We start from the raw sequence: 19,600 nt of genomic DNA, 5'->3' as shown, positions 1-19,600 counted from the left end.
GCCGCAATGAGAGTTGGGCCAACCTTTGAAACTGGTATCAACGATCTAAATTTGCTCCTTCCCTTAGGGAAGTCATTCGGTTAATTGGGGTCGGCTAGCTAGAGAGGAAATTCAACGGAAAAATCTAGCTTTCCTCTCTCTATAGTAAGTTGAACCAGAATAACCTAGAGTTGAAACATCGGTCTGCTTGGCTGCCTCCAACAGCAGGCTGAATGGCCGGTGTTGGTCAATTTGGCATCGGCACTCAACTAGGAAGGTCGCCAACAAACACTTCAGTCTCACAAACAAGCTAGAGGATGTTGGTTGGTGCCCACGAACACTATTGAGTTGACGATCACTTTCTTAGTTCTCCTATGTGTTTAGCCCGCTTGTTTGGCATATCGCGGCCATTCCATGATGATCGATCTTACATGCTCAGTATCATCAAAGGTGCAAACAGAGCTGAACCTTCTTGACGATGGCGAGTTTGATCTTTCCAAGCTAACTGGCATATCCTGGGTTCTCTCTTCCAATTTTGAGTGAAACGAAAAAGCAATGTGCAACTGGAGGGTACTTATCGCCGCACTCGTTTACGTTTGGGTTTATCGATAACATCTTCAATAGATCGTGGGATTTTGTTCTTGAATAATGTTTCGAAACCGTCTTCTGCATCCAAGGCAAAAGCCAACTTAATTGCGGCTAACAGAGAACCTTTTCCATTAGTCTCTAATAGGCGCACTGAAGAGTATGAAACGCCTGATCGAGCCGCTAGCTCTTTTTGGGTAAGATCAGCGGAGATGCGCCGCTCCTGAATGCGCCGAGCAAGAGCTGTTAGGATTTCATTTGGTGATGTGAGTTTAAATGCTTCCATAATAGCAATTATATCAGATGAGCTATTTAATTGCTAATATACAAGCATTAATATTAGTCACCATAAGTGCTTCGAAAGGCCGCTATTCAGTGGTGAAGTGGCATTATGGGCGGTTCGCTGGTATTGCAGATACGGCATCAGTTATCGTGACCTTGAACAGATAATGGTTGAGCGCGGCGTTTGCGTTGATCATGCTACAATTTACAGATGGATCTAGAGATATGCCCAGGAGATGGAAAAGCGACTGCGTTGGCAATGGCGGTGTCCATCCTCCTGCAGTTGGCGGGTTGAAGAAAACTACATAAAGGTTGGCGGGAAATGGACCTATCTCTACCGAGACGTAGACAAGTTCGGCAATACTATCAACACCGACAAGGCCCCAACATATGGCCTTGCTATATCCGAGTTGAAAACAGAAGGAAAATGCCCCACGGACATTGAACATCGCCAAGTGAAGTATCTGAGCAATATCATCGAAGCTGATCACGGCAAGCTGAAACAGCTCATCAAACCTGTACGTGGGTTCAAAACCATGAGGGCCGCCTATGCGATGATCAAAGGCTTTGAAGTAATGCGGGCTCTACGCAAAGGTCAGGCTGGTGCCTTCAATTTCTCGAAGAATGTTCTAGGTGAAGCCCGCCTCGTTAAGCGGGCCTTCGGAATTGGCCCAAGTGCTACTTTGTATATTGTTATTTTAGTTCGTTTTAGGTGGACATAACAAGAATGTTTCAAAGGGGTTATCATGTAAACGTAGGCACCAGTTTTTTTGCGCTAACCTAATACTATCAAAGCCAAAACCCCTTATTTGGTCTTGGTTTGCGTTGATCAGTTCATCTCTCTATCGCTCAAAACAAGATTAGTCCCGTTAGCAACAACAGATCGATGCCCAGAAGGCAACGTCAAAGGCATCGCGTTTGTTTCTAAACACCATCTCAACACTTCAATCTGCACGAGAAAGCGGGGAGGATGCGCTCGCAGCGCTGGACCGTCAAGTCGGATGGTTCCAGCTAGAGCAAGCAAAGCAAGGTGTGAGCTCGCTAATAGAGCAAAATGATGCTTCCGTTCTTACCCTAGCTGAGGCTCACTATAGAGTATTACGCAAATACGCCGGTTCTTTCCTTAAGACTTTTGAGTTTTGCTCGGCTCGCCGGTATGATCCGTTGCTTACTGCCATCGACATGCTGCGGAAGAAGTATGCTGAGGGATGGCGCGTTCTGCCTCGGGTTGTACCCAGTTCTCATTTTGGGACTTCGGAGCACCGCTTGATTTTCCACCAGGAAAAGCCGGATTGACGTCTTTATGAAATTGTGACTTTGGCCGTTTTGCGTGATCATCTTCGTTCTGGAGGCGTCTGGGTCGAAGGTAGCCGGTCGTATCGCACTATCAAAGAGCACTTGATGCCACCTGCTCAGTTTGCCCAGCTCAAAGAGAACAACGATCTTGCCTTTGGCGTTCCGTTAGATAGTGCAGCGTGGCTATCGAAGATGCGAGAGCAACTTGACTTCAACATTAAGCAGCTGGCCTACCGGGCACGTGATGGCAAACTGAAGGATGTCCGACTGAAAAATGGCACACTCATCGTCACTCCTCAGGCCAGCGATGTTCCTTCAGGCGCTGAGGAGCTGAACAAGGAACTCACGCAGATGTATCCGCATGTGGAGGTGCTCGATCTTTTGCGTGATGTGCATAAATGGATTTGCCGATCAGTTCACCCATGTGCGCACTGGGGATGCACCACACAACATTACTACCATGCTGGCCTAAAAGGCCCCAAGTTGCAAAGTGGCCAAAAATCAGAACAATTAAAGAACATGCTGGATGACTGTCGTTAGTATCTCGGAGTATGAGATGGTAAGATGCGGACGATGCTACGGGTATCGACCTCAAGTTTGCTCAATGTTCGGCTATCAAATGTGCACTTCCATGCCCACAACTCAGCGGGTCAATTTCTCAAACGTAGCCACGAGAGATAGGCGCCTGATTTCTTCCCAAAAGCGTAGCTACTATAGTCATTTAACCCAATAATGTATTTTTGCCAATGTCGATGCCGACGGAGAGAAGTTCTGTGGCCATGGGACTGCTCCCATTTCATAAGATCAGGATCGCTATAGAGTCTACGCCTTAGGTGACAGCGGTCCATCCCACTACTGAACTTCTAGGTGATTCCGTCAAGGGTTGAAGAATCATCCGAGTGCTGATGCCGTCGAGCGTTTCAAGCCCCCTTGTCACACATCAGTTAGAGTCCCATCAATCCATGAAGAGCTCGTTGCAGCCTTAAACAATACCATCAGGTTTCGCGTATGCAGCAAGTCGCTTGATGACCATTTGCAGACATTCAACCTAAATCTCATTGCTTACGGCCAGTGCGTGACTTCAACCATAGGTCGATTCTGGCCAGTTTGTTACTAAGTGACCTATAGCTGTCATTGGTCTGAATATGGAACAACACAGCCAATGGGAGAGGCTAGTTAAAGTAGATCTTACTCAACACATCATTAGTCTAGAAGTAGTCGGCAGCTCATGCTTGTCAAATTGCCCAAGAAAATCAGCTGTAGATAGAATTGCTCTGCTAATGTTTGATAGATCAAATGAGCTAGGAAAACTTTAGCAAGCACCATTGCCCCTCATAGCTTGCATATTTCTTGATGCTCGAGCAACGGATGCAAATCTTGGACCAAGGCGGGGCCTAGGAATTGAGTAATTTTCAATATCACCTTGTTTCCTAACAATTCAGTCCGGCATGATTATTGTTTCTCCAGCGCTCAGACCTTTGGTGACTTCGATCCCATAAACAGTCGTAGCTCCCAATTCAACGTTTCGCTGCTCAATCACACTCAATTCATTTTGACGAACAGTGATATAAGGACTGTCGTTGTCATGACTGATGGCTTCAAGCGGAACAACAATTGCATCTGATTTTTGATAGGTTTTGATCTTGATGCGAGAGGACATTCCTAGGCGCACACTCTGAGCAGGCATGTTGTCCTTGAGTTCAAATCTCGCCTGAACTTGAAAAGCCGGCCGTTGGCGACCACTGGCTGATCCGAAAGCCTCAGAACTCACCCGAGCAATTTCGCCTTCAAATTTATGGTCGGGAAAGGCCTCACTCGATATCTCCACTGTCTGCCCGACGCGTATTTTACTAACATCATTCTCATCTATCTGGCCTTCAGCAATAAATACTCTTGAATCTGCAATTGCAAAAATTGGCTGCCCTTTCTTCAACTGAAGCCCTGCCTCGATAGTCATAGTTCTCTGGCCTCCATCAGAAACGCTGGGAAGGGATACCAGAATTCCATCTTTGGAAGCTTTCACAGTTGCGTTTTCCTTGAGAGCTTTAAGTCTTTCAAATCGGTCCCCGGCGTTTTTTAGCTCCAGCTCTGCCAGATTAACGCTTTGCCCTTGGCTTGCCTGTTCCAATTGTCGCAGGTCTTGTTGCTGGCTCTCAACATTCAAAATCTGTCGGCTGACTTGGCGCTGTGATGCTTCATACTCGTTCCGAGGTACTATTCCTCTGTTCAGAAGATCTGCAAGAATGTCCGTCTGTTTTTGAAGATTGAGCAGTTCTGCTTCCGCAAGCAGCAAGGCTCGGAGCGAGCGCTGATAATCTGCGCTCGCTCTCCAGTCTTTTAAAGACTGCACGACACCTCTTGCTTTAATGAAGTCTGCTTCTGCGGCTCGGGACTCAGCGGCAATGTCTGCTGTATCAATAACCGCCAGAATGGCTCCCGCCTTCACGCTGCTGCCAACAGTCGCGTGAACAGTGCGGGTCAGACCATCAAATGGAGCAAATAGTATCGAGCTATTGTGGGCACGAATTGTTCCCACCACTGTCAGATGGTGAGTGAGATTTGTCGGCTGCACTTCAAAAAACGCAGGCTGTTGCAAATCAGTTTGAGCAATCGCCTGACCTCTCTCGCTAACTTCTTTTGCGAGCCAAAACCCTGCAGGCAAAATGAGACACCCAAGTGCGCAGAGCTTTACTACTCGTGCCAGACGTTTATTGCCTCTTTGCTTGGTATGCCTTGGGCTGTTGTGATCGTTTCCATCGCTTATATTTTCATCAGAAGCGGAATGAGGTTCTACGTGCTCGTTCAATAGCATGGCGCTCTGAGGCCTCCAGGTTTCTTCAGATTTATGCCCCATGTTTGAAGGCTGGTTCCAAGTTGCAGGTCCAACCGGGTCAGAGCATTTAAGTATCCAATGCGGGCAGTGAGAAGTTGGATTTCTCGATCTCGCAGGTGATCTTCCAGAGTTTGGACCTGAAAAGTGGTTGAGCGCCCCGCATTGAGTTTGGCGAGTTCAACCTCGACAGCCTTTCGCGCTAGTTCCTCTGCAGTTTCGGCCAACTTGATCTGTTTCCATAAAAGCCGGGCCTCATTTGCAGATCTCCTGATTTGCTTCTCAATCCCCTGACGGATTTCGCGAAGTCGCACATATGCGATCTTCTTGGTTGTGGAAGCTTGCACATAGTCGCGTTGAGGCTTTGGATTGTTGAGTTCGATGTTAACTCTAAAGCCCACAGTAGCCTCTGAAGTTGTCTGCCAGTTTGCTTGAGAGCCGCCCTCTAGCCCGTAGCGACCACGAGCAAATAAATTAAGATCCCAGAGTTTTGCGTTTTCCGCAGCAATCAGATTGTACTTTGCCTGCGCTATGACATTAAGTTGCCCCAGATAGTCTGGCCTGTTGGCTAAGGCAACGGTGACCAATTGCTTAATGCTGATGGTGACATCGCCTGATTCTTGAGCCTCTATCGCGATAATTGAAGTATCCAGATCTAATGCAAGAAGATCCACAAGCTGCAGTTTCGCGGTGGTTAAGTTTTGAGTGGCTTGCAAGGCGCGCAAGCGTTGATTTTCCAGATCAGCGCGTGTTTGGATGATGTCCAATGCGGCTATTCGGCCAACTTCAATGAGAGCTTCATTGTTGGTTATCAGCTTCTCTGCGCGTTCGACTGCAAGGTTGGCCAGCTTCAACTCCTCCTGCGCTAAGAGCAAATCTCGATAAGAAAAAATGATGTTTCCAATGACTTCGGCCACGGTTGAATCCAGACGCAAGATATTCGCTTTTTCTGCAAGGCGTGCTTGTTGAAGTGATGCTAGATTCGCTTTAACACCACCGCCTCTGAGTAGAGGCTTCTCAGCAGTAAACTCAGCGAAAGAGGACCAGTCCTGCAATTCTTTGCTTAAGTTTCCACCATTGCTCCAGGCAAACTTAAACTGTGCTCCCGAAGGCGTTTTGAGTTGGGCTTGAGGCGAAACCGTTCCGCGGGTAGTATGCTGAGTGCGGCTTGCAGACTGACTCAACTCTCCAGAAAAGCTAAATTGTGGCTCGAACTGCGCTTCCTCAACTGACAGATTGTATGCTTCCGCATAGCGCGAGATACAGGCACTTTCGATCGTCCTGTTGCTTTTCAATCCAATGAAGATTGCTTCTTGCAGTGAAATCTTCTTGCCAGCTTGAGAGACAAGCTGATTTGGTTTTTGTGATGGGATCGGTATCTCCGATGATGTTGCTTGGCCAAACTCAGGTCGCGGCTTTGGCAAAGGAGAGGCTGCATGAACGGCAACTGATAAGAGCAGGCAGATAACAAACGCCATTTTGATGCCTGCAATCCGGAATCCCAAGTATAAGTGCCTGTTATATAAACACTTAGTAAACAGCATCAAAAGCTCCTGAGGCTGTAACTGGATGTAGTCTGGGGGCCCAAACTACAGGGTAACTGCCCAAAAATAACCCCATAGCAACTGCTATCAGCCCCCTAAAGGCAGAGCATAAAGAGACGAACTGAATTGCCATCCGAAAACAAGCACAAACAAAAAATACGGCATAAACTAAAATTAGTTGTATTTTCTGGATAGCACTATAGGTTTTTAAAGAAACACAATCTACCGAATGACAATAAAGTCGAATTGATGAAGTAGCTTCCATTTCAGCAACAATTATCTTTGATGTTTGATCGCAACATTCAGATTTACGAACTAGCTCTAAGCACAACAAGCGGCTCAACACGCGCTGCTTGTAATGCTGGATACAACCCGAAAAACAATCCAACTATAAATGACATGGCTAGACTGATCGGCAAAGAAAGAAAGTAGAATGTAAAAATCCATCCAGAAATAAAAGTAAAAATCCAACTCACAAAAAATCCAATACTTGAACCCAATGCCCCTCCTATAGTAGAAATTAATATAGCCTCACATAAAAACATAAATAATATATCATTTTTTCTCGCTCCTATTGCTCTACGTATGCCGATTTCTTGACGCCTCTCTAAGACGCTCATCAACATCACGTTCATGATACCAACACCTCCAACGAACAATGAAATGAAGCCGGTCGCAGTTAAGAGCGAGCCATAGATTGTTTTCTGAGAGGCCATGCTTGTTATTAGTTGCTTCGCGGAGATCGTAAAAATCTCTCCACTTTTCATATTCTTAAGTAGTTTTGTTTTGAGCGCTTCTACAACTTGATCAATCTCTATTTCATCCGACATACTGACTATTAATTGATCAATGCTGACTTGCCCTCTAAGCTTGCGAGCTGCATCAAAGGGCAAGAATATTGTCTCATCAAAGGCTATATTGAGTAGAGGATTTTCTTGAGTTCTTTTCAGAACACCAATTACGACAACTTCGAACTTACCAAAAGACAAATGTTCTCCGATGGTGAGTATGCGGCCGTTTGCTTCCCAAAACGCATTTGCAACATTTGCCCCAACAACAGCAAATGCTGTATGTTCATCATATCTTGACGTCATACGCCCTTTCGACAAATATGCACCCGTTATACTAAAAAATTTATCGGTTACAGCCAAGACGTCGATGCGCGCATTATATGATTGCGCTTTGACTTGAGCGTTCACACGATTAATCGCCGCAACACTTTCGATGCCGTTAGTATTCTTGATAGTACTCTCGGCATCGCTCCAACTTAAACTGCCATGCCGGTCTGTTGATGGTAGCACTTGAAAACCCGCGATGTTTATGCCGCTTGATCGAAAGCTTTGTAAAATTTCTTCCTGAGCGTTATAATTAGTTTGCATCAAAGCAATGACTGCAGCAGTGCCCACCGAGATTCCAATTACTGCGAGAAATACACTCCTACTGAAATTAAAAATCGAAAAGGCTGCCTCGACAGCGATAAGTGTAAAAACACTTCGCTTGTCAGTTGCACACTCGTCCGCGCGACTCATTTGCCTAACACCTGCAATCAGAGATCACCCCATCGCGTATCCGAAACTGTTTATTGCAACGTTCGGCGATGCTTAGGTCATGAGTTACAATGAGAATTGAGAGGTTCTTCTCTCTATTCAGAAATTCTAGAAGAGATAATATTTCTTGTGCTGTTCTTTGATCTAGGTTCCCAGTAGGTTCATCAGCTAGCAACAATTTAGGATGGTTGATTAATGCGCGAGCGATTGCGACCCTCTGACGTTGCCCTCCAGATAGTTGCGAAGGTAGTTTGTGCTTGTGGTCGGCGAGGCCAACCATATTGAGAACGTGGCAGGATGCTTTAAACTGACGCTGTCTGTTAATCCCAGAATATAACAGTGGCAACCCGACATTTTCCCAAACCGTATACCGCTCGATAAGATGAAAAGACTGAAAAACAAACCCCAGAGATCCATTGCGATAGCGTGCCATCTGCTTATCATTGATGCTTGAGGTATCAACGCCATTGAAATACAAAGTTCCGCTGGATGGTCGATCCAACAATCCTAAAATGCTTAACAAAGTTGATTTTCCAGATCCCGATGGTCCGAGTAAAGCACTATACTCTCCTTCATTTATAGAAATATTTACGCCGCGCAAAACGCAATAATTACTATCAGCACTTCCATTTCTGAATACCTTCTCAATATTTATCGCAGACATCAGAGTGTTTCTTTTTGGCATTTAAGAAATTTTCCTCTTGATGACGGTATACATTATAATCGAAATGTAGTTAGCATCTCTGAAATCTCTTTAGTAAAGCGAATACATTATCTCTACGAACTTTAAGAGCACTTATTCAGAGATGCCAAAGGTCTACTGTGTTAGCGATACGGCCCTGTGAAGCTGACAGTTGTATACAGTTTCCCGTTATTTACATCTGGATTTGCAACAACTCTACATCGCGATGAACCTGCAGTGCGTATAGCTGAAATACTCATTCCAGAATCAATAATTTTACCATCAGAATAAGAAAATGACAAAGTATATCTACATGTGTGATAAGAACTGTTTCGATAGCTATAGTAATCAAAACTTACTCTGCCGGTTCCAGACCCAGATGAAACAGTTCCTGTGAGTTCGGAATAGAGCGATGGATTAACACTCACCGAGCAAAAATCGACACCGCTACAAGACAAATTTCTATAGTTTTGAGGGCCATAGGCTGAAGAAGAAGAAACCTTTATCGAAATAGAATCGAGGTCTGCGGCATTAGCGATGCCAACAGCTGAGAACATTAGTGCGCCATTGATTGCTGCTTTCAGTAAACTCATAATCATTACCTTTCTATGTCTCAAATAACTCTCTTGAGGTGAGGGTTAGATTGATAGCAACCCAGGATTGTGTAAAGCTTATGTGGCAAACTCGTATCACTTGGCGGAGCACCCCACCCTTCCGTAAGCGACTACCACTCAGATCATATCAACCCTTGATGGAAATGCGCGAATGTCCGGTAATGGCCCTAAGAGTAAAGCTCTCGGAATTTACTCCCGTTTGGAGTGATACTTTATTTTCAACTCACAGGTATGTATATAGATACTGTGAAAGTTCGGTGCGGCTTTTGCCCTACAAATTGCCCTACAAACTGCCCTGCATTTGAAAGTTTCACTTATTTATATCATTGTTTTTATTGATAAAAATACTTTATTCGAGTCTTCTCGGCCGCACCAAAAGCCCCGAGCTCTTTATGAGCCGGGGTTTTTTTCTATCTAAGCCTCTGTTTTTTCTCAGTATAAAATATGCATATGCCATTCCCTGAAAAGGGGAGTGTCGCTGGTTTGCGTTGCTTTGTGATTTTTTGCGCGAATTTGCGTTATTTACGTTTTTGATGCGTTCGTTGGTTGAGCGTGCGTTCTCATCTTGAGTGCGGTTGCTCAAACAGAATGCGTTTTGATGGAAATCGTGAATTCTTCGTAAAAGGATTGCACGGTCTGCGCAGGTCGCTATAAACACAAAACTGTGCATAGGGACGATGGTTCCACGTGCATTTCAATTTTCAGCAATCTCGAAGGACGATGCTCACGCCAAGCATTTGACTCTGGAACGCGTCGCGGTCATTTACATTCACGCACCGCATTCTAGCATCTTTGGTGGAGCGAATTCTTGTCGTTTGATTGAATCCAATCAAACGGAACGCGCTCTAACGTGTGGAGGTCACATGACCCAATCGGAAAATCCCGGTGCGCTTCATGCCGCGCCCCCTCCACCACATGTCAGAGATGCAAGCGGACACCTTGATACCGACTTTGTTACGCACGTTGAAGCAGCCCTTGATACGCGGGATGCGGCTGTTGTGCGTGAGCTGGCGGGTAATCTGCATGATGCGGATATGGGTGACCTGCTGGAGATGCTGCGAGAGGATGATCGCCTTCTCCTGATTCAGCTGCTGGGTGAAGAATTCGACTTTGCTGCTTTGACCGAAACCGAAGAGTCTGTGCGTGCGCAGGTTCTGGAGGCATTGCCGGATGGGGATGTTGCTGAGGGGATTGGCGAGCTTGAATCCGATGATGCTGTTTATCTGCTTGAAGACATGGAGCAGGAAGAGCAGGAGAAGATCCTTGCTCAGTTGCCCAATGTGGATCAGGTCCAGATTAAACGTGCGCTGGAGTTTCCCGAGGATACTGCTGGACGTATTGTTCAGACTGATTTTATTGCCGTGCCGCCGTTCTGGACTGTAGGGCAGGTGATTGACCATCTGCGCAGCTCCAAAGATCTGCCGGACAGCTTCTATGAGCTTTATGTGGTTGACCCCGGCTTCCATCTTTTGGGTGCTGTGGCGCTGGACCGGTTGTTGCGCACGAAACGATCAAAAAAGATCTCCAAGATCATGGAGGAGACCCGTCATTCTGTTCTGGTCACGGATGATCAGGAAGATGTGGCGCGTTTGTTTGAGCGCTATAACCTTGTTTCTGTCGCGGTGACTGACGTCTCAGAACGTCTGGTCGGTATTGTGACCGTTGATGACATTGTTGACGTCATTCAGGAAGAGGCTGAGGAAGACATGCTGGCGATGGCTGGTGTGGGGGATGAGGAGATCTCAGACAGTGTGCTTGAGATTGCCAAGTCCCGTTTCTCCTGGTTGACGGTGAATGTGTTTACCGCAATCTTTGCCGCTTTTGTCATATCGCTCTTCACGGCCACGATTGAGCGCATGGTGGCTTTGGCTGTGTTGATGCCGATTGTGGCGTCCATGGGCGGAAACTCCGGTACGCAGACCATGGCGGTGACGGTGCGCGCAATTGCGACCCAGGAATTGAACCGGCGTAACATTCTACGCGTTTTGCGACGTGAGCTGTTGGTGGGCCTTATCAACGGTGTCGGCCTCGGATTCCTGATTGGTGCTATCGCGGGGGGATGGTTCCTCAACCCAGAACTTGGGGTGGTTATTGGCAGCGCAATTCTGATTAACTCAATCTGCGCTGGTCTGTTTGGATTGCTGGTTCCTATGGGCTTAGAGAAAATTGGAGCGGATCCTGCCATTGCTTCTTCAGTTTTTGTGACCACCATAACGGACGTTGTTGGCTTCTTTACATTTTTGTTCCTGGCTGCGTGGTGGTTCGGTCTGCCATACTAGCCAATCAGGAGGTTAGGAATGGACGCCCCAGGTATTAATGGAATTGTCGAAACTGCCGTTTACGTTGATGATTTTGCCAGTGCGCATGATTTTTATGGTGAGTTTTTGGGGTTGAGGCGGGTTGTTGAAGGCGAGCGCATGCATGGGTATGACGTTGGCCCCAATCAGATGCTTCTGGTCTTCAGGCGCGGTGTGTGCCGTGAGGATGTTGAAAGCCCATATGGTATGGTACCGGGGCACAGCACTGACGGCCCTTCTCATTTTGCATTTGCGATCTCCAGAAGTGCATTGATCGAGTGGCGTGAATACCTTGAAGAGAAAAAAGTTGCGATCAGCAGTGAGGTGCGATGGCCTCAAGGCGGTGTGAGCCTGTTTTTCCATGACCCGTTTGGCAATGTGGTGGAACTGGCAACACCGGGACTGTGGCCCAACTATCAGGATTAGAGCGCGTCTCGCGTTTTGCGGTGTAATCTCCTTTTGTGGTTCCAGTCTCAGGATTGGCAGATGACTTTTTGTCGAAAGGCGGGAGTTATGGTTCAGGAGTGCAAGATCATAATCAGAAACCGGTCAGATCAGGCCTGTGGTTTCTATCTCTTTCAGTTGCAGCCCTCCTATGTGGTTCAGGGTGGCGTGCCTCCCGTTGTGCAGTCCTGCTGTGTTTGTTCTGGAAATATCGCGCCTTACAACGCTTCGGGACCTCAGCTTGAGTTTGCGTTTCGTGAACATGTTTTGGCTGGTGCTGTGCGTGAGAAAAGGCCAGCTGCTGGCGGTTGTCTCTATGTTTCTACGACGGGGCAAGATGAGACAGATGCCCTGGAGTTCGTCTCGCAGCGTGTGGTGGGGACACAAAGTTCCGCTGATCGTGTTTCCCTCAACTGCACCCATTTAACCGCAAAGCCGCTGGGCTTATCCCCCTCTGCCAATGAGGCTGGTGTGACCCTCCGAAGTTTCAGGATAACGATCCCATCTGTGTCTGATGATGATTTGCTTGGGGTTTGCTGCGGGAATGCCATTCAACTTTCAGACGGCCGGGTGGTGCTTTCCAGCTTTGTACCGCCTGTTGCTGACACTCAGATTGATTGCGCGCCGCTGTTTGCTTTTTGGCTGAGTATGGGATCTTACGATGAGGGTGAGGTTGTGCCTTACAATCTCGCAGGTTCTGCGCCTGTGCTGATTGAGTTTGCTGTTGATGGGCCGCAAATCGTTGTTGTTGACTACAATGCTGATGGCACGTTCTCTCCGGGAGAATAGGGCGTACTGTTGTCTGGGAACTGGAACCGCTTTCCAGGACCGTACTTTCTTGTTCCCCTATATGTTCACTGGGATATGCTAGGCCTTATTGAGAGATATTTTGAGCGTTGAGAGAGGGAGCCATTGGGTATGACATCGCGCGGCGGACTGGATTTGCAAGAACTTCTCGCTTCCATGGAAGCCTCTCTTTCTGAAGAGAGCTTTGTGTTTTGCTGCTTTCCCAATGGCAGTGTTGAGGGATTGGCTGAGCACTCACCGCTCGGGTTGTTCTGGGAGAACGAGGGTCTGACAGCCATTCTATCTATTGAAAATGCAGGCAAGGCTGGTGTTGATACTGAGCCGTGCTTCCGGCGGATTTCGCTTGCGGTTCACAGTTCGCTGGAGGCTGTGGGACTTACGGCAGCTCTTTCCAGCGCGCTGGCAGATGTGGGCATTTCTGCCAATGTTGTGGCCGCGTATTATCACGACCACATCTTTGTACCAGAAGAGAAGGCCGAGGAGGCACTGGCCGCTTTGACGGAGCTAAGCCGCTCTGCAAAAGCCGCGCTACGCTAAGGCGCCAACTGTTGGCGGGGAGGTGACGGTGTGCTGTCCTTTGAGCAGACACTCAAAGGTGTGAGGGGAGACGGCAGGAGAATACAGGTATCCCTGATACTCATGGCACTGCAGTTTCTGGATTTGGCGAAGCTGCTCTCGTGTCTCAATGCCTTCTGCCACCAGTGTCAGGTTCAGCAGGCGACCCATCTGCACAATCATCTGTACGATTGGCCAGCGTTTGGTGTCGGCGATGAAGGAACGGTCGATCTTGAGTGCTGTGACTGGATACCGCTGGAGGTAGCCCAGGTTTGAGTAACCGGTTCCAAAATCATCAATTTCCAGCGTAAAGCCCAGATCTCGGAGTGCGTTGAGTTCTTTTAGCGTTTCATTGGCATCACTGAGAAGAGCGCTTTCGGTGATCTCAAGGCGAATTGAGCTGGCTGAGGCGCCCGTCTCAAGAAGTATGCGGTGCAGGCGCTGGGATATGCGTCCGCGCCGGAACTGAGCCGGAGACAGGTTGATTGAGATGGCGATGTTGTGACCAGCCAGTGCCCATTGCTTTTGCTGGAGCATGGCTTCGCGGGCGACCCAGTCTCCGATCTCATCAATCATGCCTGCTTCTTCAGCAATCTCAATGAAACTTGCGGCAGAGACGAGGCCGCGTGTTGGATGATGCCAGCGCAGCAGGCCTTCTGCTCCAACAATGCGGTTGGTGGTGATGCAGACGCGCGGTTGGTAATGAACGGCGAGCTCGTGATTGCGCAGAGCCTGACGCAGGGCGGTTTCCAGACTGACCCGCTCTTCAGCTTCGCGGGACATGGATACATCAAAGAAGCAGATGCGGTCGCGGCCCAGATCCTTTGCCTTATACATGGCAAGGTCGGCTTTACGCATGAGCGTGTCCAGATCGACGCCGTGTTCGGGATAGGTGCACACGCCAATGGATGGGGTCACCTGCAGCATGTGCCCGCGCACTTTGCAGGGCTTGGACAGGGCGGTTCTGATTTCGCGGCTGATGTCGTCGAGCAGGTCGTAATCTGCGAAGTTGGCAATGAGGACCACGAACTCATCCCCTCCGAGGCGCGCCACAAAGCCTATGCCTTCAACGACCTCTTTGAGGCGCTTGGCGATGACGACGAGCAGGTCGTCGCCGACCAGATGGCCGAGGGTGTCGTTGATTGTTTTAAAGCGGTCAAGATCAATGAAGATGAGTGCACCCGGATTGCCGGTGATGCGGGTTTCATCCAGATAGCGTTCTGCTTCAATCTCAAGAAAGGATCTGTTGGCCAGTCCTGTGAGGGTGTCATGGTGAGCCAGATAGCGGACTTCATGTTCTGCTTTCAGGCGTTTGGTGACATCTGTGGCGCTGAGCAGGATGGCCCGGGAGCCGGAATAAGGATCGTATCCACTGCGGGCGTTGAGGTCGAACCAGCGTTCTCCTTGAGAGGAGTGCATGAGTGCGACGAGATTGGCGCGGCCTGTTTTGCGCAGTTCATCCAGCAGCGCATCAAAATCGCGGCGGTTGCACATGCGGTTGATCAGGTCTTCGCAGCCATCTGGGCGGTTGAGGCGGCTTGCGGGGTTTTCAAAGATGAGTTTGCCATTCTCATCAAACATGCTGATCATGGACGTGGTGTAAAGCAGCACCTGTGCGCTGCGGACTTGCTCAGGCTCGTTGCCAACCTCTGAAATGACCTGCACCAAAAGTGCAGGGTTTCCTGTGATCAATGGTTGCGGGGAGATGGAGCAATATACAGAGACCGGCTGGGAGTTGGGAATTACGGTGATGCACTCTGTAATGCGGCCTTCTTCCGTGACCCGGCTGAGATAGGAATGAAGCTGGCGCTGATAGGAGAGGTCATCGAACGGCGCAGGCAGGTCCATTCGGAAGGTTCCGGAGGCGTCGATACACTCGCGCAGGCTAAGGCCCAGGAAGGACAAGCCCGCAGAATTTGCCCAGACAAGCTTGGTCTGGCTGACATCAACAATGTACATGGGAACGTCCACGCGCGCAAAAGCCCGTTGGTCTTCCGCCGGGACAGGCGAATGATATTGGACGTTGGAATCCAGCGTTTCAGTATAACCAGTCAAACCCGAAAATCCCTTTGTGCTGTGTCCAAGGACTAGACACCATCCCCTGCATGTCTATATCAGCTATAGGTAGATCGTTATTTTTACCGATTATGTGAGTTGCAAGGTTATTAAAACGTTATTCCTTTGCCTTTAAGTTGGAACAAAGGAACTGAAAATGTGCATAATGCATTGATTTTAAGTGGAGAAACGGCGGCTTTCCGAAAAGCCTATCAAAAGTGAGGGGAGAACGCCCTCTTTTTCCTAGGGAATTTCTGTTAGGCTATGACTTTGCGTGTTTGCGGTCTGCCGCAGTATCTTTTAGTTATGTTTGATCACAGTCTGCCGCGTGGGGCGGTAGCTAATATAAGGGAGCATGTCATTCGCATGACGGACATTTGTGCTTCGACGTCAGTTCGCCTCGAAGGTGATGAAGACGCGCCAAAGAATCCTGACAAGTCCATCCCGGTGGACAAGCATCTTTTTGATGCGCGTACAGTGCTGATTACAGGACCTGTGACTCAAGAGATGGCTCAGGAAGTCTGTTCCCGTCTGCTTGCGCTTTCCCAGGTTAGCAGCGACCCGATTACCGTTATTGTTTCTTCTCCGGGTGGACACGTTGAGTCCGGTGATATGATCCATGACATGATCAGGTTCATTCAGCCGGAAGTTCGCATTCTTGGTATGGGTTGGGTCGCGAGCGCTGGTGCTCTGATTTATGTGTCAGTGCCTAGAGAACGTCGTTCCTGCACTCAGAACACACGCTTCCTGCTTCACCAACCATCTGGTGGTGCCGGCGGTATGGCAACTGACATCGAAATTCAGGCCAAAGAAATTTTGAAGATGCGTGATCGCTTGAACCAGATCTTTGCAGATGCAACTGGTCAGCCGATTGAGCGCATTGAAAAAGACACTGACCGTGATTACTGGATGAGCCCGGAAGAGGGCATCGAGTACGGTCTTGTTGGTAAAGTCATCAACAACGTCTCCGAGCTTGGCTAGTACCTTGCTTGCTGGAATTTGAAAAAGGCAGCCGTTTGGCTGCCTTTTTTGCTGCCCGGGTCAGGATGAGTGACGGGCAAGTTCGCTCTCCTTATATAAAGAGACGACGCGTTATGAAGTGTGCTTCTACCGCTGCCAGTTTTGGGAGGCTTGGAGCCATTGGGTGGTGCGGTGTTCTGGGTTGGGCGCGTTGATGACGTCGGAGATGGTGGCGATGGAATCGGCGCCGCTTTCGAAGACTTCGGTAGCGCGGTCCAGTGTGATGCCGCCGATGGCAACCAGATGTTTACTTGTGCGCGCCCGCCATCTTTTGAGTGTTTCGAGACCCTTAGGTTGCCAGTGCATTTCTTTTGTTGCGCTATTGTAAATTGGACCAAGGGCCACATATTCAGGATCTAGTGCCAGAGCTGTGTCCAGCTCGGCTTCATCATGGGTGGAAACACCGTAGTAGATTCCTGCGGAACGGAGTGCGCGGAAATCGGCGGTTTTCAGGTCTTCCTGTCCTAAATGCACATAGCCCACGTTTGCGTCGTAGGCGGCTTGCCAGTGATCGTTGACGATAAGCACTGCGCCGGCTTTGTCGCAAAGCTGTTTTGCTTCCCGGACCTGCGATCGGATTTCATCCTCTGATTTATCTTTGATGCGGAGCTGGAGACATTTGACGCCAAGAGGAAGGATACGTGGCAGCCACTGGGTGCCATCGATGATCAGATAAAAGCGATCTAACATTGCTGGGTTTCTCGGTTAAGGGCGCTGTGATTGGATGGACAATCACCAGATGCGTGCTGCGTTCATATTTTTGGGCAAAAATAGGAGTTGATCAGGTTGTTGGCTACAAATTTCTAAAATTTGAAGCATTTACACGTTGTGCGTGTGTTGAATTGTGGAGAAAGTCTAGCAAAAAAGGCGAGAGTTTCTTGAAGGGATTCCTGTAAATGTCTGAGTTGAAAAGTAAATGATAAGAAATATTGGAACTTTTGCCGTGTTTGCTTGCGAGTGTGGTGATTTTACGTGGTCTTCTTCTCCGCTCGTCTCTGGGGTGTAAATGTCTAGTAGTGAGTCTTTTTCCCTCTGCGATTTAATGGAATGGCTGTCCAAGGACGCAAAAATGTTGGGGCGTCCCTGTCGTATCTTTGCGGCATTGGGCGAACACTTGCAGAATATAGGCGTGGAGGTGGACCGGATCTCTACGGGTATCTCTATTCTGGACCCGAACTATCATGGTGAGGGGCTTATCTGGGAGCGGGGCGTTGGTCCGCGTGTGCGATATTTCCAGCACACACCTGAGATGAGTGAATCCTACAATCAAAGCCTTTGGAAACGGTCCACTGAAGCCGGGCATATGATCCGGCATAAGTTTGGACATCATGATGAGTATGACCGGCTCAAGGTTATTCAGGAGCTTAAAGAGCAAGGGTATACGGATTACGTTGCACTCCCCATGGTGTTCTCGGATGGTGAGGTCCATGGGCTGGCTTTTGCCTCGCGGGCGGCTGATGGTTTCAAGGATGAGTTTATCAGCGTGTTTGAGCAGATCACTGCTCCCCTCGCGCTGATTTGTGAGCTGTTTAATTCCCGGCAGGCCTCTGAGAACATTCTCAATACCTATCTTGGAACACGTGCCGGACGGCGGGTGATGAATGGTGAGATTCGTCGGGGAGATGGAGAGCATATCAACGCGATTGTAGCGTTTTGCGATATTCGCAACTTCACCGGGTTTTCAAATTACCTGCCAGACAAAGCCTTGTTGCAGCTGCTTAACGAGTATTTTGGCATTGTTACGTCGCGGGTTGAACAGCATGGCGGCGAGATCCTGAAGTTTATTGGCGATGAAGTTCTGGCGGTGTTTCCCTATACGGATGAGCAAAGTGCCAGAATAGCGGCGTTTGAAGCCATGTCGGCACTGCGCGAAAGCATGGCGGACCTGACGATTGCGAATGCGCGCGGGTTTCCTGATTTGCCTGCCATCCATGTTGGTATGGGCGTGCATTCAGGTCGCGTGTTCTTTGGCAATGTTGGTGGGCAGCGGCGACTGGACTTTACGGTTGTTGGACCTGTGGTGAATGAGGCCGCACGGATTGCTGACCTTTCAAAACGCCTTAATCAGGAAATGCTGATTTCGCAGTCAGTTGCAGAAGTCCTCAGCTGTTGTGAGGATACCTATGTGGGGACATACCCACTCAAGGGCTTCCCCACACCGGTGAAAGTTTATCAAGCGCCGGAATTGACGAGGTCTTGTGTATTTGGACCCGGCAATACGGCTTTTCTCGCTTTTGAGAAGAACTGACGGCGCAGCAGCACCAATGTCACCATCAGGGTCGTTCCGATGAATACGAACGGCCCTGCATACCATCCCAGATAACCTACCGCGAAGAAGAGCGCTTGCTGGCCGCTGCTGAAATGGCGGCCCGCAAGGGTTGCCAGCCGTGCTGCGCGCAGGGATGCTTCAACAGCCTCTTCATTGTCTTCATGGCAATCATCCGGGATAGAGCCCATGACGATGGTTGTGTAGTTGAACAAGCGGTAAGCCCAGCCGAACTTAAAAAACGCGTACGCCAGAATGATCATCAAACCGAAGGTCTTGGCTTCATTTTGTATTGGATCATCCAAAAATGGCAGATCGAGCGTGCGGGCGAGGGCGGTGACCTCATCCATAGCGCTGAGCAGAGTGACTGTGCCGCCGATGGCCAGAAGGGAGGCTGAGGCGAAAAATGCGGTGCCTTGCTGCAGGCCGGACGCGATGTTGGTGTCAGCAATGCGGACCTCTCGTTTGAGCATTGCGCGCATCCAGCGGTAACGGTGCGTGTCCATGGCGTGAGAGAGCGTGTTTTTGGACCAGGGGCTTCGATAGGCCAACCAGCTGTACAAGCCCCATGAGGAGACGAAGACGAGGATGGCAATGAAGTTGGAAAACGGGATCTGAAGCATTGGTCTTTCTGTTTTTAAGCCTGAGTCCGGACATGAGCCCGTCTTGATGCAAACGGGCAGTCTTATGTTTGGCATGATTTGCGGAGAGGGGCTAGAGGGCGCGCATGATATGCGGCTGTGTGAGCCCGGCAAAATTGCGAGAAAACAGACTCAGAATGGTCAAAAAATGGAGTT

The 19,600-nt window shown here is 48.9% G+C and carries 16 protein-coding genes and 1 pseudogene; 8 read left to right on the top strand and 9 right to left on the bottom strand.

Features of this window, described 5'->3' with window-relative positions; all coding sequences use genetic code 11:
• Positions 1-553: 553 nt before the first annotated feature.
• Complete coding sequence (locus tag PsAD46_RS27760; RefSeq protein ID WP_206599640.1) at positions 554-850, bottom strand: helix-turn-helix transcriptional regulator; 297 nt, start codon at positions 848-850, stop codon at positions 554-556.
• 52 nt (positions 851-902) lie between these two features.
• Between PsAD46_RS27760 and PsAD46_RS21375 the strand changes: the two are divergent.
• Together PsAD46_RS21375 and PsAD46_RS21365 are read left to right on the top strand one after the other, a co-directional pair.
• Positions 903-1,568 (top strand): annotated as a pseudogene (locus PsAD46_RS21375) (IS6 family transposase).
• A 679-nt stretch (positions 1,569-2,247) separates the two neighbouring features.
• Positions 2,248-2,682 (top strand): hypothetical protein, encoded by a 435-nt coding sequence (locus tag PsAD46_RS21365; protein ID WP_063307827.1) that lies wholly within the window; start codon positions 2,248-2,250, stop codon positions 2,680-2,682.
• Positions 2,683-3,580: 898 nt separating this feature from the next.
• On the opposite strand, the gene PsAD46_RS21360 is transcribed toward PsAD46_RS21365, so the two are convergent.
• The 5 genes from PsAD46_RS21360 to PsAD46_RS27985 form a co-directional block, all read right to left on the bottom strand.
• Positions 3,581-4,996, bottom strand: coding sequence for an efflux RND transporter periplasmic adaptor subunit (locus PsAD46_RS21360; RefSeq protein ID WP_082827046.1), 1,416 nt, complete (start codon positions 4,994-4,996; stop codon positions 3,581-3,583).
• Positions 4,945-6,450 carry a TolC family protein gene (locus tag PsAD46_RS21355; protein WP_063297385.1) on the bottom strand — a complete coding sequence of 502 codons (1,506 nt, stop codon included), beginning with the start codon at positions 6,448-6,450 and terminating at the stop codon, positions 4,945-4,947. Before PsAD46_RS21355 ends, PsAD46_RS21360 begins: the two co-directional genes overlap by 52 nt.
• Positions 6,451-6,824: 374 nt before the next feature.
• Positions 6,825-8,045 (bottom strand): ABC transporter permease, encoded by a 1,221-nt coding sequence (locus PsAD46_RS21350; RefSeq protein WP_063301025.1) that lies wholly within the window; start codon positions 8,043-8,045, stop codon positions 6,825-6,827.
• Positions 8,046-8,049: 4 nt separating this feature from the next.
• A complete protein-coding gene (locus PsAD46_RS21345) occupies positions 8,050-8,748 on the bottom strand; it encodes an ABC transporter ATP-binding protein (protein ID WP_063297383.1) in 699 nt (232 codons plus the stop codon).
• A gap of 140 nt (positions 8,749-8,888) precedes the next feature.
• Positions 8,889-9,338 (bottom strand): hypothetical protein, encoded by a 450-nt coding sequence (locus tag PsAD46_RS27985; protein WP_153039799.1) that lies wholly within the window; start codon positions 9,336-9,338, stop codon positions 8,889-8,891.
• Positions 9,339-10,222: 884 nt separating this feature from the next.
• Here PsAD46_RS27985 and mgtE point away from each other — a divergent pair.
• The 4 genes from mgtE (at position 10,223) to PsAD46_RS21325 (ending at position 13,444) form a co-directional block, all read left to right on the top strand.
• Positions 10,223-11,638, top strand: a complete 1,416-nt coding sequence (gene mgtE / locus PsAD46_RS21340; protein ID WP_063307833.1) for a magnesium transporter — start codon at positions 10,223-10,225, stop codon at positions 11,636-11,638.
• Positions 11,639-11,656: 18 nt separating this feature from the next.
• Positions 11,657-12,082: a VOC family protein gene (locus PsAD46_RS21335; protein ID WP_057463394.1), complete on the top strand. Its 426-nt coding sequence runs from the start codon at positions 11,657-11,659 to the stop codon at positions 12,080-12,082.
• 87 nt (positions 12,083-12,169) lie between these two features.
• Entirely contained in the window at positions 12,170-12,889 is a 720-nt protein-coding gene (locus PsAD46_RS21330) for a hypothetical protein (RefSeq protein ID WP_063307826.1), read from the top strand.
• Positions 12,890-13,018: 129 nt separating this feature from the next.
• The gene (locus tag PsAD46_RS21325; protein ID WP_063291736.1) at positions 13,019-13,444 is read left to right on the top strand and encodes an ACT domain-containing protein; all 426 of its coding nucleotides are present in this window, start codon (positions 13,019-13,021) and stop codon (positions 13,442-13,444) included.
• On the opposite strand, the gene PsAD46_RS21320 is transcribed toward PsAD46_RS21325, so the two are convergent.
• Positions 13,436-15,517: an EAL domain-containing protein gene (locus tag PsAD46_RS21320; RefSeq protein ID WP_208981966.1), complete on the bottom strand. Its 2,082-nt coding sequence runs from the start codon at positions 15,515-15,517 to the stop codon at positions 13,436-13,438. The two genes, PsAD46_RS21325 and PsAD46_RS21320, sit on opposite strands and share 9 nt — an antisense overlap.
• 366 nt (positions 15,518-15,883) lie before the next feature.
• Here PsAD46_RS21320 and PsAD46_RS21315 point away from each other — a divergent pair, with 366 nt between their 5' ends.
• Complete coding sequence (locus tag PsAD46_RS21315; protein ID WP_063289683.1) at positions 15,884-16,498, top strand: ATP-dependent Clp protease proteolytic subunit; 615 nt, start codon at positions 15,884-15,886, stop codon at positions 16,496-16,498.
• A 126-nt stretch (positions 16,499-16,624) separates the two neighbouring features.
• On the opposite strand, the gene PsAD46_RS21310 is transcribed toward PsAD46_RS21315, so the two are convergent.
• A complete protein-coding gene (locus PsAD46_RS21310) occupies positions 16,625-17,227 on the bottom strand; it encodes a thiamine phosphate synthase (RefSeq protein ID WP_063307825.1) in 603 nt (200 codons plus the stop codon).
• A gap of 379 nt (positions 17,228-17,606) precedes the next feature.
• On the opposite strand from PsAD46_RS21310, the gene PsAD46_RS21305 reads away from it, so the two are divergent.
• Entirely contained in the window at positions 17,607-18,785 is a 1,179-nt protein-coding gene (locus PsAD46_RS21305) for an adenylate/guanylate cyclase domain-containing protein (RefSeq protein ID WP_193776984.1), read from the top strand.
• Here the strand turns inward: PsAD46_RS21305 and PsAD46_RS21300 are convergent.
• On the bottom strand, positions 18,710-19,426 hold the full coding sequence (locus PsAD46_RS21300; protein ID WP_063291732.1) for a DUF599 family protein: 717 nt from the start codon (positions 19,424-19,426) through the stop codon (positions 18,710-18,712). The genes PsAD46_RS21305 and PsAD46_RS21300 overlap by 76 nt on opposite strands.
• Positions 19,427-19,600 lie beyond the last annotated feature (174 nt).

The organism is Pseudovibrio sp. Ad46 (genome assembly GCF_001623065.1).
Lineage (GTDB): Bacteria > Pseudomonadota > Alphaproteobacteria > Rhizobiales > Stappiaceae > Pseudovibrio.
This window is presented reverse-complemented; position numbering and strand designations above follow the sequence as displayed.

Coding starts and splice junctions, on each gene's coding strand:
- PsAD46_RS27760 (WP_206599640.1), bottom strand. CDS start 850: ATGGAAGCATTTAAACTCACATCACCAAATGAAATCCTAACAGCTCTT.
- PsAD46_RS21365 (WP_063307827.1), top strand. CDS start 2,248: ATGCCACCTGCTCAGTTTGCCCAGCTCAAAGAGAACAACGATCTTGCC.
- PsAD46_RS21360 (WP_082827046.1), bottom strand. CDS start 4,996: ATGGGGCATAAATCTGAAGAAACCTGGAGGCCTCAGAGCGCCATGCTA.
- PsAD46_RS21355 (WP_063297385.1), bottom strand. CDS start 6,450: ATGGCGTTTGTTATCTGCCTGCTCTTATCAGTTGCCGTTCATGCAGCC.
- PsAD46_RS21350 (WP_063301025.1), bottom strand. CDS start 8,045: ATGAGTCGCGCGGACGAGTGTGCAACTGACAAGCGAAGTGTTTTTACA.
- PsAD46_RS21345 (WP_063297383.1), bottom strand. CDS start 8,748: ATGCCAAAAAGAAACACTCTGATGTCTGCGATAAATATTGAGAAGGTA.
- PsAD46_RS27985 (WP_153039799.1), bottom strand. CDS start 9,338: ATGAGTTTACTGAAAGCAGCAATCAATGGCGCACTAATGTTCTCAGCT.
- mgtE (WP_063307833.1), top strand. CDS start 10,223: ATGACCCAATCGGAAAATCCCGGTGCGCTTCATGCCGCGCCCCCTCCA.
- PsAD46_RS21335 (WP_057463394.1), top strand. CDS start 11,657: ATGGACGCCCCAGGTATTAATGGAATTGTCGAAACTGCCGTTTACGTT.
- PsAD46_RS21330 (WP_063307826.1), top strand. CDS start 12,170: ATGGTTCAGGAGTGCAAGATCATAATCAGAAACCGGTCAGATCAGGCC.
- PsAD46_RS21325 (WP_063291736.1), top strand. CDS start 13,019: ATGACATCGCGCGGCGGACTGGATTTGCAAGAACTTCTCGCTTCCATG.
- PsAD46_RS21315 (WP_063289683.1), top strand. CDS start 15,884: ATGACGGACATTTGTGCTTCGACGTCAGTTCGCCTCGAAGGTGATGAA.
- PsAD46_RS21310 (WP_063307825.1), bottom strand. CDS start 17,227: ATGTTAGATCGCTTTTATCTGATCATCGATGGCACCCAGTGGCTGCCA.
- PsAD46_RS21305 (WP_193776984.1), top strand. CDS start 17,607: ATGTTGGGGCGTCCCTGTCGTATCTTTGCGGCATTGGGCGAACACTTG.
- PsAD46_RS21300 (WP_063291732.1), bottom strand. CDS start 19,426: ATGCTTCAGATCCCGTTTTCCAACTTCATTGCCATCCTCGTCTTCGTC.